The following is a 13,732-nucleotide window of genomic DNA, read 5'->3' on the forward strand; positions in this document are numbered from 1 at the left end:
TCAGCAGCTGTAGTACAGCTCGTATTCCAGTGGGTGTACGAAGGTACGTACTTTGATTTCTTCTTCGCTTTTCAGAGCGATGTAAGCGTCGATGAAGTCGTCGCTGAAAACGCCGCCTTTGGTCAGGAACGCACGACCTTTGTCCAGCTCTTCCAGGGCTTCTTTCAGGCTGCCGCAAACTTGTGGGATCTCTTTCGCCTCTTCAGGCGGCAGGTCATACAGGTTTTTGTCAGCAGCATCGCCGGGGTGGATCTTGTTCTGGATACCGTCCAGGCCAGCCATCAACAGTGCAGCGAAGCCCAGGTACGGGTTGGCTGCTGGATCCGGGAAGCGGGCTTCGATACGGCGAGCGCGAGGGCTGGACACGTAAGGAATACGGATCGAAGCGGAACGGTTACGAGCCGAGTAGGCCAGCATTACCGGAGCTTCGAAACCTGGGACCAGACGCTTGTAGGAGTTGGTCGACGGGTTGGTGAAGCCGTTCAGCGCTTTACCGTGCTTGATGATGCCGCCGATGAAGAACAGGGCGGTGTCGGACAGGCCGGCATAGCCTTCGCCAGCGAAGGTGTTCTTGCCATCTTTGGCGATGGACAGGTGAACGTGCATACCCGAACCGTTGTCGCCGTACAGAGGCTTAGGCATGAAGGTCGCGGTGCGGCCGTATGCATCAGCAACGTTGTGTACGCAGTACTTCAGGGTCTGAACTTCGTCAGCCTTGGCCACCAGGGTGTTGAACTTCACACCGATTTCGTTCTGGCCGGCAGTCGCCACTTCGTGGTGGTGAACTTCGATGACCAGGCCCATTTCTTCCATGGCGTTGCACATGGAGGTACGGATTTCGTGGTCGTGGTCGAACGGAGGAACCGGGAAGTAGCCGCCTTTGACGCCTGGACGGTGGCCTTTGTTGCCGCCTTCCACGTCCTGGTCGGACATCCACGAACCTTGTTCGGAGTAGATCTTGAACATGGAACCGGAGATGTCGGACTTGAACTTCACTTCGTCGAAGATGAAGAATTCAGGCTCTGGACCCACAAATACGGTGTCGCCGATACCGGTCGACTTCAGGTATTCCTCGGCACGCTTGGCGATCGCACGTGGGTCACGGTCGTAGCCTTGCATGGTCGAAGGCTCGATCACGTCGCAAACCAGGATCAGGGTTGGCTCTTCGGTGAACGGGTCGAGAACGGCAGTGCTGTCGTCCGGCATCAGGATCATGTCGGAGGCTTCGATGCCTTTCCAGCCAGCGATGGAGGAACCGTCGAACATTTTGCCTTCTTCGAAGAAAGCTTCATCCAGCGCGTCGCGAGCCGGCATGGTCACGTGGTGCTGAGTGCCTTTGGTGTCCGTGAAGCGCAGATCAATCCACTTGACGTCATGATCTTTGATGAGTTGAACCGACTTCGACATAGTGTCCTCCGGGTGGCTTCGGGCTTAGTAGTGGATGCCCTTAGAATGTGGGTGATGCCGGCGCGAATACTCTGCCAAGGCAACCTGCCTCACAAGGGAGCAAATTGCATGCCAGTGCCCCACCATGGGTTTTTTGCCCCAATTTCACGCTTATAAAGGTGCAAAGCGCAGCAAAGCTGGAAATAGCGCCCCGTAATGTAGCGTCAAATTCAGCAAATGACCTGTTTTGGTGCGCGAAAAACCTTCTGCACATTAACTGGTTAAACCTTGAGCAATTTCCGCTATAATCCGCGCCCCCCTTTTTCGGCTGGCCCAGCGCGCGCTGTTTTCATGAAACTAATCGTAAAAGTCTTCCCCGAGATCACCATCAAGAGCCGCCCGGTACGGATGCGTTTCATCCGCCAGTTGGCCAAAAACATCCGTACCGTGCTCCGCGACCTGGACCCGGCCGTGGTGGTGAACGGTGTGTGGGACAATCTCGAGCTGGAAACCCGCGTCAGCGAGCCCAAAGCCCTGAAGGAGATGACCGAGCGCCTGAGCTGCATGCCGGGCATCGCGCATTTCCTGCAAGTCGACGAATACCCGCTGGGCGACTTCGACGACATCGTCGCCAAGTGCAAGCAGCACTTTGGTGATGCGTTGGCCGGGAAGATTTTTTCGGTGCGCTGCAAGCGTGCCGGCAAGCATGAATTCAGTTCGATGGACGTCGAGAAATACGTCGGCAGCCAACTGCGTCGTCAGTGCGGCGCCGCCGGAATCTCGCTGAAAGAGCCGGAAATCGAAGTTCGCCTCGAAATTCGCGACAAACGGTTGTTCGTGATCCACAACCAGCACAACAGCATCGGCGGTTATCCGCTGGGTGCCCTGGAACAGACACTTGTGCTGATGTCCGGCGGCTTCGATTCCACTGTTGCTGCTTACCAGATCATGCGCCGTGGCCTGATGAGCCATTTCTGCTTCTTCAATCTGGGCGGACGAGCCCATGAACTGGGCGTTATGGAAGTCGCGCACTTCATCTGGAAGAAGTACGGCAGCTCCCAACGCGTGTTATTTGTCAGTGTGCCGTTCGAGGAAGTACTGGGAGAAATTCTCGGGAAAGTCGATAACAGTCATATGGGCGTAGTTTTGAAGCGTATGATGTTGCGCGCTGCTTCCCGTATTGCCGATCGGCTGGAGATCGAAGCGCTGGTCACCGGCGAAGCGATTTCCCAGGTGTCGAGCCAGACGCTGCCGAACCTGTCCGTGATCGACTGCGTGACCGACAAGCTGGTCTTGCGTCCGCTGATCGCCAGTCACAAGCAGGACATCATCGACCTGGCCAACGAAATCGGGACTGCCGACTTCGCCAAGCACATGCCGGAATACTGTGGGGTCATCTCGGTGAACCCCAAGACCCACGCCAAGCGTCCACGCGTGGAGTACGAAGAACAACAGTTCGACATGGCAGTACTTGAGCGTGCGCTTGAGAACGCCAAACTGGTGCCGATCGATCGCGTGATCGACGAATTGGGCCAGGACTTGCAGATCGAAGAAGTCAGTGAAGCGCTGGCTGGTCAGATCGTCATCGACATCCGTCATCCGGATGCCGCTGAAGACGACCCGCTGAGCCTCGTTGGCATTGAGGTACAAACGATGCCGTTTTATGCATTGAACGCTCGTTTCAAGGAACTGGACCCTACTCGCCAGTACCTGCTGTATTGCGACAAAGGCGTGATGAGTCGCCTGCATGCCCACCATTTGCTCAGTGAGGGGCATGCCAATGTGCGCGTTTATCGACCGAGCTAAGAGCCCGGGGCTGTACGCCTGTGGCCTGCGTCACCGGCCCCCCGACTCTGCCGTCAAGCTGTAACGGCAAGGCCTGACTCTACTGTAAATCGCTGCCAAGACTTGTCAGCACACCGAATCCTCTGATCGAGATACACAAGTGATCGAAAATCTACGCAACATCGCCATCATTGCTCACGTTGACCATGGTAAGACCACCCTGGTAGACAAACTCTTGCGTCAATCCGGCACCCTGGAGCGCAACGAGCTCAACGACGAGCGCGTGATGGACTCCAACGACCAGGAGAAAGAGCGCGGTATTACCATTCTGGCGAAAAACACCGCCATCAACTGGAACGGCTACCACATCAACATCGTGGATACCCCGGGCCACGCCGACTTCGGCGGCGAAGTTGAACGCGTAATGTCGATGGTTGACTCCGTTCTGCTGCTGGTTGACGCTCAAGACGGCCCTATGCCGCAAACCCGTTTCGTGACCAAGAAGGCTTTCGAAGCCGGCCTGCGTCCAATCGTGGTGATCAACAAGGTTGACCGTCCAGGCGCGCGTCCGGACTGGGTTCTGGACCAGATCTTCGACCTGTTCGACAACCTGGGTGCTACCGAAGAACAGCTGGACTTCAAAGTCGTCTACGCCTCGGCCCTGAACGGCATTGCCGGTCTGGAACACACCGACATGGCTGAAGACATGACCCCGCTGTACCAGTCGATCGTCGACAACGTACCTGCGCCGAAAGTCGACCGTGAAGGTCCGTTCCAGATGCAAATCTCCGCTCTGGACTACAACAGCTTCCTGGGTGTTATCGGCGTTGGCCGTATCGCCCGTGGTCGCATCAAGCCGAACACTCCGGTTGTCGCTATCGACGCCGACGGCAAGAAGCGTACCGGTCGTATCCTGAAGCTGATGGGTCACCACGGTCTGCACCGTATCGACGTTGAAGAAGCAGCTGCCGGCGACATCGTCTGCATCAGCGGCTTCGACCAGCTGTTCATCTCCGACACTCTGTGCGACCCACTGAACGTCGAAGCGATGAAGCCGCTGACCGTTGACGAACCAACCGTTTCCATGACCTTCCAGGTAAACGACTCGCCTTTCTGCGGTAAAGAAGGCAAGTTCGTCACCAGCCGTAACATCAAGGAACGTCTGGACAAAGAACTGCTCTACAACGTTGCTCTGCGCGTTGAAGAAGGCGACACCGCCGACAAGTTCAAAGTCTCCGGCCGTGGTGAGCTGCACCTCTCGGTACTGATCGAAACCATGCGTCGCGAAGGCTTCGAAATGGGTGTTGGTCGTCCGGAAGTGATCATCCGCATGGTTGACGGCGTCAAGCACGAACCGTACGAAAACGTGACCATCGACCTGCCGGAAGAATCGCAAGGTTCGATCATGGAACAGATCGGTATCCGTAAAGGCGACCTGACCAACATGGTTCCGGATGGCAAGGGCCGTGTGCGCCTTGAGTACAACATCCCGGCTCGTGGCTTGATCGGTTTCCGTAACGAGTTCCTGACCCTGACCTCCGGTGCAGGCATCCTGACCTCGATCTTCGACCGTTACGACGTGATGAAGTCCGGCGACATGTCCGGCCGTCAGAACGGCGTGCTGGTTTCGGTTGCTACCGGTAAGGCGCTGACTTACTCGCTGGAAACCCTGCAAGCTCGCGGCAAACTGTTCCTGGGTCACGGTGAAGACGTGTACGAAGGTCAAATCGTCGGCATCAACAGCCGCGACAACGACCTGGGCGTTAACCCAACCAAAGGCAAGAAGCTCGACAACATGCGTGCCTCGGGTAAAGACGAAACCATCGCTCTGGTTCCGCCTATCCGTTTCACCCTGGAACAAGCGCTTGAGTTCGTGCAAGAAGACGAACTGTGCGAAGTCACTCCTAAGTCCATCCGTCTTCGTAAGAAGATCCTGGGCGAAAGCGAGCGTACCCGCGCTGCCAAGAAAGCCGGTAACTGAGTTTCGACTTAGTTAGCTGCTAAAAAAACGCCCCCGACCGCAAGGTCGGGGGCGTTTTTGTTTGTCTGGGGTTTGTGCGCTGTCAGTTCTGGCCTCATCGCGAGCAGGCTCCCACAGGGGAATGCATTTCAATGTGGGAGCGAGCCTGCTCGCGATGGGGCCGGCTCAGGCAGCGCGATTCCGGGTTAGAACTTTTCGAGGGTGCGGCGGCTCTCGCTGGTCTCGCGCGCCACTTCTTTGGGCTTATACGCGCAATACCCCGGCCGCGGCCCGATTTTCGGGTGGTTGCGGCAAGTATCCGGGCGCTTTTCATAAATAGTGCACAGACGGCTCTTACGATCCAGGTACAGGCAATCGTTGTTGCTCATGCGCTGAAGGGTGAAGATCTCGGACTTCTGGTTGTAACGCTCGACGATCCCTTCCTTCTGCAGACGCTTGGCGATGTTCTTCGGCGGCTCGCCGCGCTCGAATTCATCGACGATGCCGATACGGATCAGATCCTTGATCTTGACCTCGACCGGCAGGGTGCAGCAGCTGGAAACGCACGAACCACACATCGGGGCGGAGTACTTGGCCCAGGTGTCGAGGCGATCGATCTCCGCGGCGGCGATCAGGTTGGACTTCATCATCGGTTGTTACCAGCGTGCATCAGGGCGCGCGATCATACCGGGACTGGTGGATTTTTGAACAACCTTTCGCCAGATTTTTTCGTATTCCGCCCAATAACACCTGTAACCCGGCACGGCCCCTGCATTCTTTCCGGTGCGCGGCAAGGTAATGTCGATCTATCTCACACTAACGGGAAAAACTGCCGAACCAGAGTTCCAACGGCCTGTCAGACCGTCTAGGCTCAACTACTCCACGCTCGCTCGAGGTCCTATCAATGACTCAAGAACCACTTGTTCGCGAAGCAGAGGTGGCCGCATTTCGCGACGCCGTCTTGACCAAACTCACCTACGCGGTGGGCAAAGACCCGGATCACGCCTTCGACCACGACTGGTTCGAAGCCATTGCCCTGGCGGCGCGCGATCACATGGTCGAGCACTGGATGGATCACACCCGGCAGATCTACCGCAAAGGTCAAAAGCGGGTTTATTACCTCTCCCTCGAATTTCTGATCGGCCGTCTGCTCTACGACAGCCTGAGCAACCTTGGCCTGCTGGACGTCGCCCGCGAGGCCATGACTGAACTCGGCGTCGACCTCGAGCGCATCCGCCTGCTGGAGCCCGATGCCGCGCTGGGCAACGGTGGCCTCGGTCGTCTGGCCGCGTGCTTCATGGAAAGCATGTCGACCCTCGGCATTGCCGGCCACGGTTACGGCATTCGTTACGAACACGGCTTGTTCCGCCAGGCCATCGTCGACGGCTGGCAACAGGAGCAGACCGAGCACTGGCTGGATTTCGGTAACCCTTGGGAGTTCGAACGGCCAGAGGTCGTTTACCCGATCGGTTTCGGCGGCAGTGTCGAAACCGTCACCGACGACACCGGCAAGTCCAAGCAAGTCTGGGCGCCAGCGGAAACCGTTCGCGCCATTGCTTATGACACGCCGGTCGTCGGCTGGCGCGGGGCGAGCGTCAACACGCTGCGCCTGTGGCGCGCCCGGGCCATGGAAGATTTGCACCTGGAACGCTTCAACGCCGGCGACCACTTGGGCGCCGTGGCAGAAGTCGCCCGAGCCGAAAGTATTTCCCGGGTGCTCTACCCGGCGGACAGTACCGAAGCCGGCCAGGAACTGCGCCTGCGCCAGGAATATTTCTTCGTCGCCGCGTCCTTGCAGGACTTGCTGCGCCGCCATCGCAACATGCACACCTCGGTCCTGACCCTGGGCGATCATGCCGCGATCCAGCTCAACGACACGCACCCCTCGATTGCCGTGGCCGAACTGATGCGGCAACTGGTCGATGTCTATGACGTCGCGTGGGATGCCGCGTGGCAAGTCACCGTCGACACGCTGTCCTACACCAACCACACGCTGCTGCCGGAAGCGCTGGAAACCTGGCCGGTCGGTTTGATGGAGCGGATGCTGCCGCGGCACATGCAGATCATTTACCTGATCAACGCCCAGCACATCGATTCGCTGCGGGCCAAGGGTATCCATGACTTCGAGGTCCTGCGCGCGGTGTCGCTGATCGAAGAAGACAACGGCCGCCGCGTGCGCATGGGCAACCTGGCGTTCCTTGGTTCCCACAGCGTCAACGGCGTGTCCGGGCTGCACACGCAGCTGATGCGCAAAACCGTGTTCTCCGAACTGCACAAAATCTACCCGGACCGGATCAACAACAAGACCAACGGCATCACCTTCCGCCGCTGGCTCTACCAGGCCAACCCGGAGTTGACCTCGATGATGGTCGACGCCCTCGGCCCGGATCTGCTGGACAACGCCGAAGAGCGTTTGCTCGGCCTGGAGCCGTTCGCCGAGAAAGCTGCGTTCCGCAAGGCGTTCGCCGAGCAGCGACTGCACAGCAAAAAAGCCCTGGCGTACATCATTCACGAACGGCTGGGGGTCGCGGTCAACCCGGCCGCGATGTTCGACGTGCAGGTCAAACGGATCCACGAATACAAACGGCAGCTGCTCAACCTGCTGCACACCGTTGCGCTGTACCAGGCGATTCGCGCCGAGCCGGAAGTCGATTGGGTGCCGCGGGTGAAGATCTTCGCCGGCAAGGCGGCGGCCAGTTATCACCAGGCCAAGCTGATCATCAAACTGACCAACGACATCGCCCGGGTGGTGAACAACGACCCGACGGTGCGCGGTTTGCTCAAAGTGGTGTTCTTGCCCAACTACAACGTCAGTCTGGCGGAAAGCATCATCCCGGCAGCGGATTTGTCGGAGCAGATTTCCACCGCAGGCTTCGAGGCTTCGGGCACCAGCAACATGAAGTTCGGCCTCAACGGCGCGCTGACCATCGGCACCCTGGACGGGGCCAACGTCGAAATGTGCGAACGCATCGGCGTGGAACACATGTTTATCTTCGGCCTTAGCGCTCAGCAGGTTGAAGCGCGCAAGCAGAACCATGAGTTCAATGCGACGCCGGATATTGCGGCATCCCATCGGCTTAATGACGTCTTGCAAGCGATACGCGGCGGGGTGTTCTCGCCGGATGATCCTTCCCGTTACACAGGATTGATCGATTCGCTGATCGACTACGATCGCTTCCTGGTCTGCGCCGATTTCGACTCCTATTGGGAAGCGCAGATGCGGGTAGAAGCCCATTGGCACGATTCTCAAGCATGGTGGCGTTCGGCGGTGTTGAGCACCTCCAGGATGGGCTGGTTCTCGTCCGACCGGACCATTCGCGAGTACGCCACGGATATCTGGAAAGCTTTGGAGTAACTTTTAGCAATAATTGCGAGCAAGGCCCGTCGGTTGTTGGGCCTGGCCGATATACTAAGCGCCAACTTGACCCTTTGTGGGAGCGGGCTTGCTCGCGAAAGCGGTTGATCATTCAGCATTCATGTTGACTGACCAACCGCTTTCGCGAGCAAGCCCGCTCCCACATTGGATTTGTGGTGCAGATGCAATCTGCTCTCACACTGGATTCCGGGTGACTGGTCACTAGACTGAACCAGACGCTGTATCGCCCGGATTCGCCCCGCAGCGGGGCCGCTTAGGGATATCGACCATGCAATGGATGTTCATGCTGATAGGGATGGTGCTGGGCTGGGTACTCGACGAGTCGTTCAGCGATGCGCTGCTGGGCGCGCTGCTCGGGTTGGGTATTGGCCAGGCCATTCGCATTGGCCGCCTGGGTTCACAGGCCGCCGAGCAACGTAAGCTACTTGATCAGGCTCAGATCGCGCTGAATGCAGTGCAGCAACGACTGTCATTGCTGGAAGTGTCAGGCGTCAAGACGCCTGAATCCCACGAACCCGAGCCGTCTCCTGAGTTCACGCTCGACGAAACTCCTGTCGAAGCCCCGGAGCTGATCTGGGAACTCCCTCCCGAACTGGAACCGATTACCGCGGCGGCCGCCGAAGCGAGTCGTCCAGTGCCCGTCGATACCTGGAAACCCGAACCGGTCGCCCGCGAACCACAACAACCGGCCATCCCGCGTGGCCCGAACTTCATCGATCGCGCCATCAGTGGCGCCCGCAACTGGCTGTTCGGCGGCAACACGGTGCTGCGGGTCGGTGTGGTGCTGTTGTTTCTCGGCCTGGCCTTCCTGCTGCGTTACGCCACCGAAGGCATGGTGGTGCCGATCGAGTTGCGTTACGCCGGTGTTGCGGCGGCGGCATTGGGGCTTTTGGGGCTGGGTTGGTGGCTTAGAACACGCAACAGCCATTTCGCGTTGATGTTGCAGGGCACCGGAATCGCGGTGCTGTACCTGACCGTGTTTGCCGCGATGCGCCTGCATCCGCTGCTCGACCCTACGGCGGCGTTAGGCCTGCTGGTCGCGGTGACGGTGTTCTCGGCGATTCTTGCCATCACCCAGGATGCCTTGGGCCTGGCTGCCGCTGCGGCGTTGGGCGGTTTTGCCGCGCCGATCCTGACCTCCACCGGCGCCGGCAACCATGTCGCGTTGTTCAGCTATTTCGCTTTACTCAACGCCGGCATCCTCGCCATCGCCTGGTTCAAGGCCTGGCGGCTGCTCAACCTGATCGGCTTCGTCGGCACCTTCGGCATCAGTTTCGCCTGGGGCCTGCGTTCCTATACGCCGGAGTTGTTGTGGAGTACCGAGCCGTTCCTGATTGTGTTCTTCCTGATGTACCTGGCCATCGGTCTGCTGTTCGCCCGGCGCAAGTTGCTGGAAATGAGCGACGCCCCCGAGGATGGCAGCCGTGAAGCGCTGCTGCATTGGTCGGCGCGCAAGGGCGATTACGTCGACGGCACGATGCTGTTCGGTCCTCCGTTGGTGGGCTTCGGCTTGCAGTTCGCGTTGGTCCAGCACTTGGAATTCGCCGCAGCCTTCAGCGCGTTGGCGTTGGGCGTGATTTACATGGGCCTGGCGCGGCTGCTGATGGGCGGACGAGCGTTGCTGTTGGCGGAAACCTGTCTGGCGCTGGGGGTGATCTTCGCCAGCCTGGCGATTCCGTTGGGGCTCGATGCGCGCTGGACTGCCGCCGCTTGGGCCGTCGAAGGCGCCGGCATCTTCTGGCTGGGCCTGCGTCAGCAACGACCGCTGGCCCGAGCCTTTGCCTTGCTGCTGCAGCTGGGCTCGGCGCTGGCTTTTATCAGCGAACTGCGGATCGGTGAAAGCAGCCTGCTCGACGGTGCGCCGCTCGGCGCGTTGATGCTCGGCGTGGCGTTGTTGTTCAGCTTCTACCAGTTGCGCAAAGCCTTGCCCGAGCAGACGTCGGAATGGGAGCGCAAAGGGTTGCCGGTACTGGCCTGCCTCGGTCTGACCTTCCTCTATCTGCTGGCGCCGTTGTTCTTCTTCACTCACGGCACGGCGATCAGTTGGGCGCTGGCGGGGTTGGCGACCTTGTTCGTTGGCTTGCGTCTGCAGTCGCGCACCTTCCTGTTCACCGCATTCGCCGTGCAGTTGCTCGGCGGTGCGTTGTTCCTGCTGCGGCTGCAAGGTTCGAGCGGTGAGTCTGGCGCTGTGTTCAACGCGGGTTGGAGCGGATTGCTGAGCGCGTCGTTGATCGGCCTGGCGCTGATCGCTGGCATGTTGCTGGCGGCGCGCGATGAGATGGTCCGAAGCGACGTGCGATTGCTGCGCGGCTTGTCGGTGGTGCTGTTGGCCGGTCTGGTGTTGATCAATCTGGCGGTGCTGTTCGTCCTGCCTTGGCAAACAGCGAGTGCGGTATGGGCGGCCAGCGGTCTGTTCATCATCTGGCTGAGTCTGTACCTGAAGCAGCGCGTGAGTTTTGTCTTCGGTTTGCTGTTGCAGGTGATCGGTGGCGCGGCGTTCCTGATGGCCGGGCCGGATTTGCTCGGCCCGCTGGCGAGTGAAGGATTGAAGCCTCTGGCTCACAGCGGTTTCTGGACGCCGCTGGTGTTGGGTTTGGCTGCGATGGTCGGCGCCTGGCGCTTGCAGCTCGGCAATCATGCGTCGGCCTTCGATGGGCTGAGTTTGCAGCGTTTGTCTGAAGTGCTGCTGGTGTGGGGCGCGGGTTGGTGGGCGCTGGCGTGGCTCAGTGAGGTGCTGCGCTTCGCACCGTTGAATCTGCAAGCGACGTTGTTGCTGGCCGTTGCGGCGCTGAGCGTGGCGCTGTGGACGGTGTTGGCGTTGCGTTTGAAATGGTCGTCGCTGGGCTTGCTCTGCACCTTGCTGATGCCTGCGGCCGGTTTGGTGTTATTGGCTGCGTGGCACTCGCGTTATCACCCGGCGGCCAATTTTGGTTGGCTGGTATGGGCGGCCGTGTTCGTTGTGCACTTCATCTCCCTGCGGCGTCTGACGCCGATGTTACCGGCCCGCGCGCTTAGTACCGCGCACGTGCTCGGCTGCTGGCTGTTGATCGGTGTGCTGGCGCTGGAGCTGCGTTACGGTTTGCTGCTGTTGTCCGAGCAGTACAACGCTTGGCGCTGGTTGGGCTGGGCGATTCTGCCGAGCCTGTATCTGGTGCTCGCGGCCGCACCCCGTGCCTGGCCATGGCCGGTGTCGACTTATGCCCGCGAATACCGTGTCTATGCCGCCGCACCATTGGCATTGCTCATGCTCGGCTGGTTCTGGCTGGCGAACATCGTCAGCGACGGCACCGCCGAGCCGTTGCCTTACGTACCGCTGATCAACCCGCTGGAGCTGGGTCTGCTGTTTGCGCTGTTCGGCGTCTACGTATGGTCCCGCAGCGCCGTGACGCAACTGGCGATTCGCAAGGACTATGCTGAACACGCCACGCAACTGATCGCTGGCGCCTCGCTGTTTGTGTTCTTCACGGCGCTGGTGATGCGCACGGCCCACTGGGGCGGTGTGCCGTTCGAGCTGGATGCGTTGCTCGAATCCATGCTGGTGCAGGCCGGTCTGTCCATCGTCTGGACGTTGATGGCGCTGAGTCTGATGATCGGCGGTCATCTGCGTCATCGCCGTGAAGTCTGGCTGATCGGTGCGGCGCTGATTGGTGTGGTGGTGGCCAAACTGTTCTTTGTCGAATTGAGTAACCGTGGCGGACTCGCCCGGATCGTCTCGTTTATCGGCGTTGGCGTGTTGTTGTTGGTGGTGGGCTATTTCGCCCCGTTGCCGCCCAAGCGCTTTGATGCTGAGCCGGAGGCTGAAAAACCGGCCCCGCAAACCGAAGGAGTGTCGTCTTGAGTCAGAAGCTGAACCTGGTCTGGTTGGGCGCTGTTGCGCTGGGTGTGGCGCTGTCGGCCAGTGCCCAGGAAAAACTGGCGGACTTCGCCACGCAGGTGCCGTTGTCGGTCAGCGGCGAAGGTCCGTGGTATCGCCTCGAATTGCCATTGAGCGTGCAATTGAATGCACGGCAAACCGATCTCAGCGATGTGCGTGTGTTCAATGTCGCCGGAGAGGCGCAGGCGTATTCCTTGGCGCGCGCGCCGGCGCAGACCAGCGAAAACCGTACCCTGACCGACGTGAAATGGTTCCCGCTGTACAACTCGGCAGACTCCACCGAGCATGCACCGAGCGTGCGGGTGCAATCGAGCGCGAACGGCACGCTGGTCGAAGTACAACCGTCCAGTCAGCTGGAGGCGGGCGAAGAAATGCTGCGCGGCTGGTTGCTCGATGCCAGCAGCATCAAAGCTCCGTTGCAGCAGTTGATCCTCGACTGGACCAGCGAACGCGACGGCTTCCAGCGTTTCACCATCGAAGCCAGCGACGACTTGCAGCATTGGCAGTCTTGGGGTGAAGGTCAGGTGGCGCGTCTGACGTTTGCTGACGAACAGGTCGAGCAGCATGCAGTCGCCCTGCCGGGTCAGTCGGCCCGCTATCTGCGCTTGCTGTGGAGCACGCCGCAATCGGCACCGACGTTGACTTCGGCGCAGCTGCAAAGCGCAAAGACCCGCAATCTGCCGTTACCGCTTGTCTGGTCGCAACCGCTGGCCGGCAGCAGCGTAAAGGCCGGTGAATACACCTGGCAATTACCCATGGGACTGAATGTCGAGCGCTTGCAGGTCGAGTTGAGTCAGCCCAACAGTTTGGCGCCCGTGACCTTGTCCGGTCGTCGGGAAAGCAGCCTGCCGTGGCAGCCGATGAGCAGCGGTTTGCTCTATCGCTTGACCCAGAATGGCCAGGACGTGGTGCAGAACGAATTGCAGCTGTCGGGGCAAATCGTTCAGCAGTTGAAGCTGACGGTGGACGAGCGCGGCGGCGGTCTGGGGGCAGAGGCGCCGACAGTGCGATTCGCCGTGCGCTCCATTCAATTGGTGTTCCTGGCGCGCGGGGCGGGGCCTTATACGCTCGCGCTGGGAAGTGCCACGGTGAAGGCGGCGAGCCTGCCGCTGTCGACGTTGATTCCAGATTACAGCGCTGCGAAGTTAGCGACATTGGGCAAGGCTACGGTGGACGGCGGGGCGGTGGCCACACCCGCGTCGACCGTGACAACGGCTGCGACGATCGACACAAACTGGAAGAAAATCGGGCTGTGGGCGGTGTTGCTGCTCAGTGTTTTGTTCCTGGGCGCGATGGCGTTCAGTCTGTTGCGCAAGCCGCCGGTCAAGCCTTGAAGGCGGGTGCTGCGCAC

At 59.8% G+C, this 13,732-nt stretch carries 7 protein-coding genes; 5 read left to right on the forward strand and 2 right to left on the reverse strand.

Annotated elements, in window-relative coordinates:
* On the reverse strand, positions 1 to 1,407 hold the full coding sequence (gene glnA / locus KW848_RS11305; protein ID WP_111449417.1) for a glutamate--ammonia ligase: 1,407 nt from the start codon (positions 1,405 to 1,407) through the stop codon (positions 1 to 3).
* A gap of 330 nt (positions 1,408 to 1,737) precedes the next feature.
* On the opposite strand from glnA, the gene thiI reads away from it, so the two are divergent.
* Entirely contained in the window at positions 1,738 to 3,192 is a 1,455-nt protein-coding gene (gene thiI, locus KW848_RS11310; RefSeq protein WP_111449415.1) for a tRNA uracil 4-sulfurtransferase ThiI, read from the forward strand.
* Positions 3,193 to 3,331: 139 nt separating this feature from the next.
* The gene (typA, locus tag KW848_RS11315) at positions 3,332 to 5,152 is read left to right on the forward strand and encodes a translational GTPase TypA (protein ID WP_008149445.1); all 1,821 of its coding nucleotides are present in this window, start codon (positions 3,332 to 3,334) and stop codon (positions 5,150 to 5,152) included.
* A 185-nt stretch (positions 5,153 to 5,337) separates the two neighbouring features.
* Here the strand turns inward: typA and KW848_RS11320 are convergent, their stop codons facing one another.
* Positions 5,338 to 5,781: a YkgJ family cysteine cluster protein gene (locus tag KW848_RS11320; protein WP_008149447.1), complete on the reverse strand. Its 444-nt coding sequence runs from the start codon at positions 5,779 to 5,781 to the stop codon at positions 5,338 to 5,340.
* 254 nt (positions 5,782 to 6,035) lie between these two features.
* Between KW848_RS11320 and KW848_RS11325 the strand changes: the two genes are divergently transcribed.
* The 3 genes from KW848_RS11325 (at position 6,036) to KW848_RS11335 (ending at position 13,715) form a co-directional block, all read left to right on the forward strand.
* On the forward strand, positions 6,036 to 8,486 hold the full coding sequence (locus KW848_RS11325; protein ID WP_218536861.1) for a glycogen/starch/alpha-glucan phosphorylase: 2,451 nt from the start codon (positions 6,036 to 6,038) through the stop codon (positions 8,484 to 8,486).
* A 289-nt stretch (positions 8,487 to 8,775) separates the two neighbouring features.
* Entirely contained in the window at positions 8,776 to 12,345 is a 3,570-nt protein-coding gene (locus KW848_RS11330) for a DUF2339 domain-containing protein (RefSeq protein WP_218536862.1), read from the forward strand.
* A complete protein-coding gene (locus tag KW848_RS11335; RefSeq protein ID WP_218536863.1) occupies positions 12,342 to 13,715 on the forward strand; it encodes a DUF3999 domain-containing protein in 1,374 nt (457 codons plus the stop codon). The genes KW848_RS11330 and KW848_RS11335 overlap by 4 nt, the downstream gene beginning before the upstream one ends.
* Positions 13,716 to 13,732: the final 17 nt, after the last annotated feature.

Origin of the sequence: Pseudomonas sp. PDM25, assembly GCF_019219045.1 — a bacterium.
Lineage (GTDB): Bacteria > Pseudomonadota > Gammaproteobacteria > Pseudomonadales > Pseudomonadaceae > Aquipseudomonas.

Excerpts from the sequence above, each read along its gene's own strand:
- glnA (WP_111449417.1), bottom strand. The coding sequence starts at position 1,407 with ATGTCGAAGTCGGTTCAACTCATCAAAGATCATGACGTCAAGTGGATT.
- thiI (WP_111449415.1), top strand. The coding sequence starts at position 1,738 with ATGAAACTAATCGTAAAAGTCTTCCCCGAGATCACCATCAAGAGCCGC.
- KW848_RS11320 (WP_008149447.1), bottom strand. The coding sequence starts at position 5,781 with ATGATGAAGTCCAACCTGATCGCCGCCGCGGAGATCGATCGCCTCGAC.
- KW848_RS11325 (WP_218536861.1), top strand. The coding sequence starts at position 6,036 with ATGACTCAAGAACCACTTGTTCGCGAAGCAGAGGTGGCCGCATTTCGC.
- KW848_RS11330 (WP_218536862.1), top strand. The coding sequence starts at position 8,776 with ATGCAATGGATGTTCATGCTGATAGGGATGGTGCTGGGCTGGGTACTC.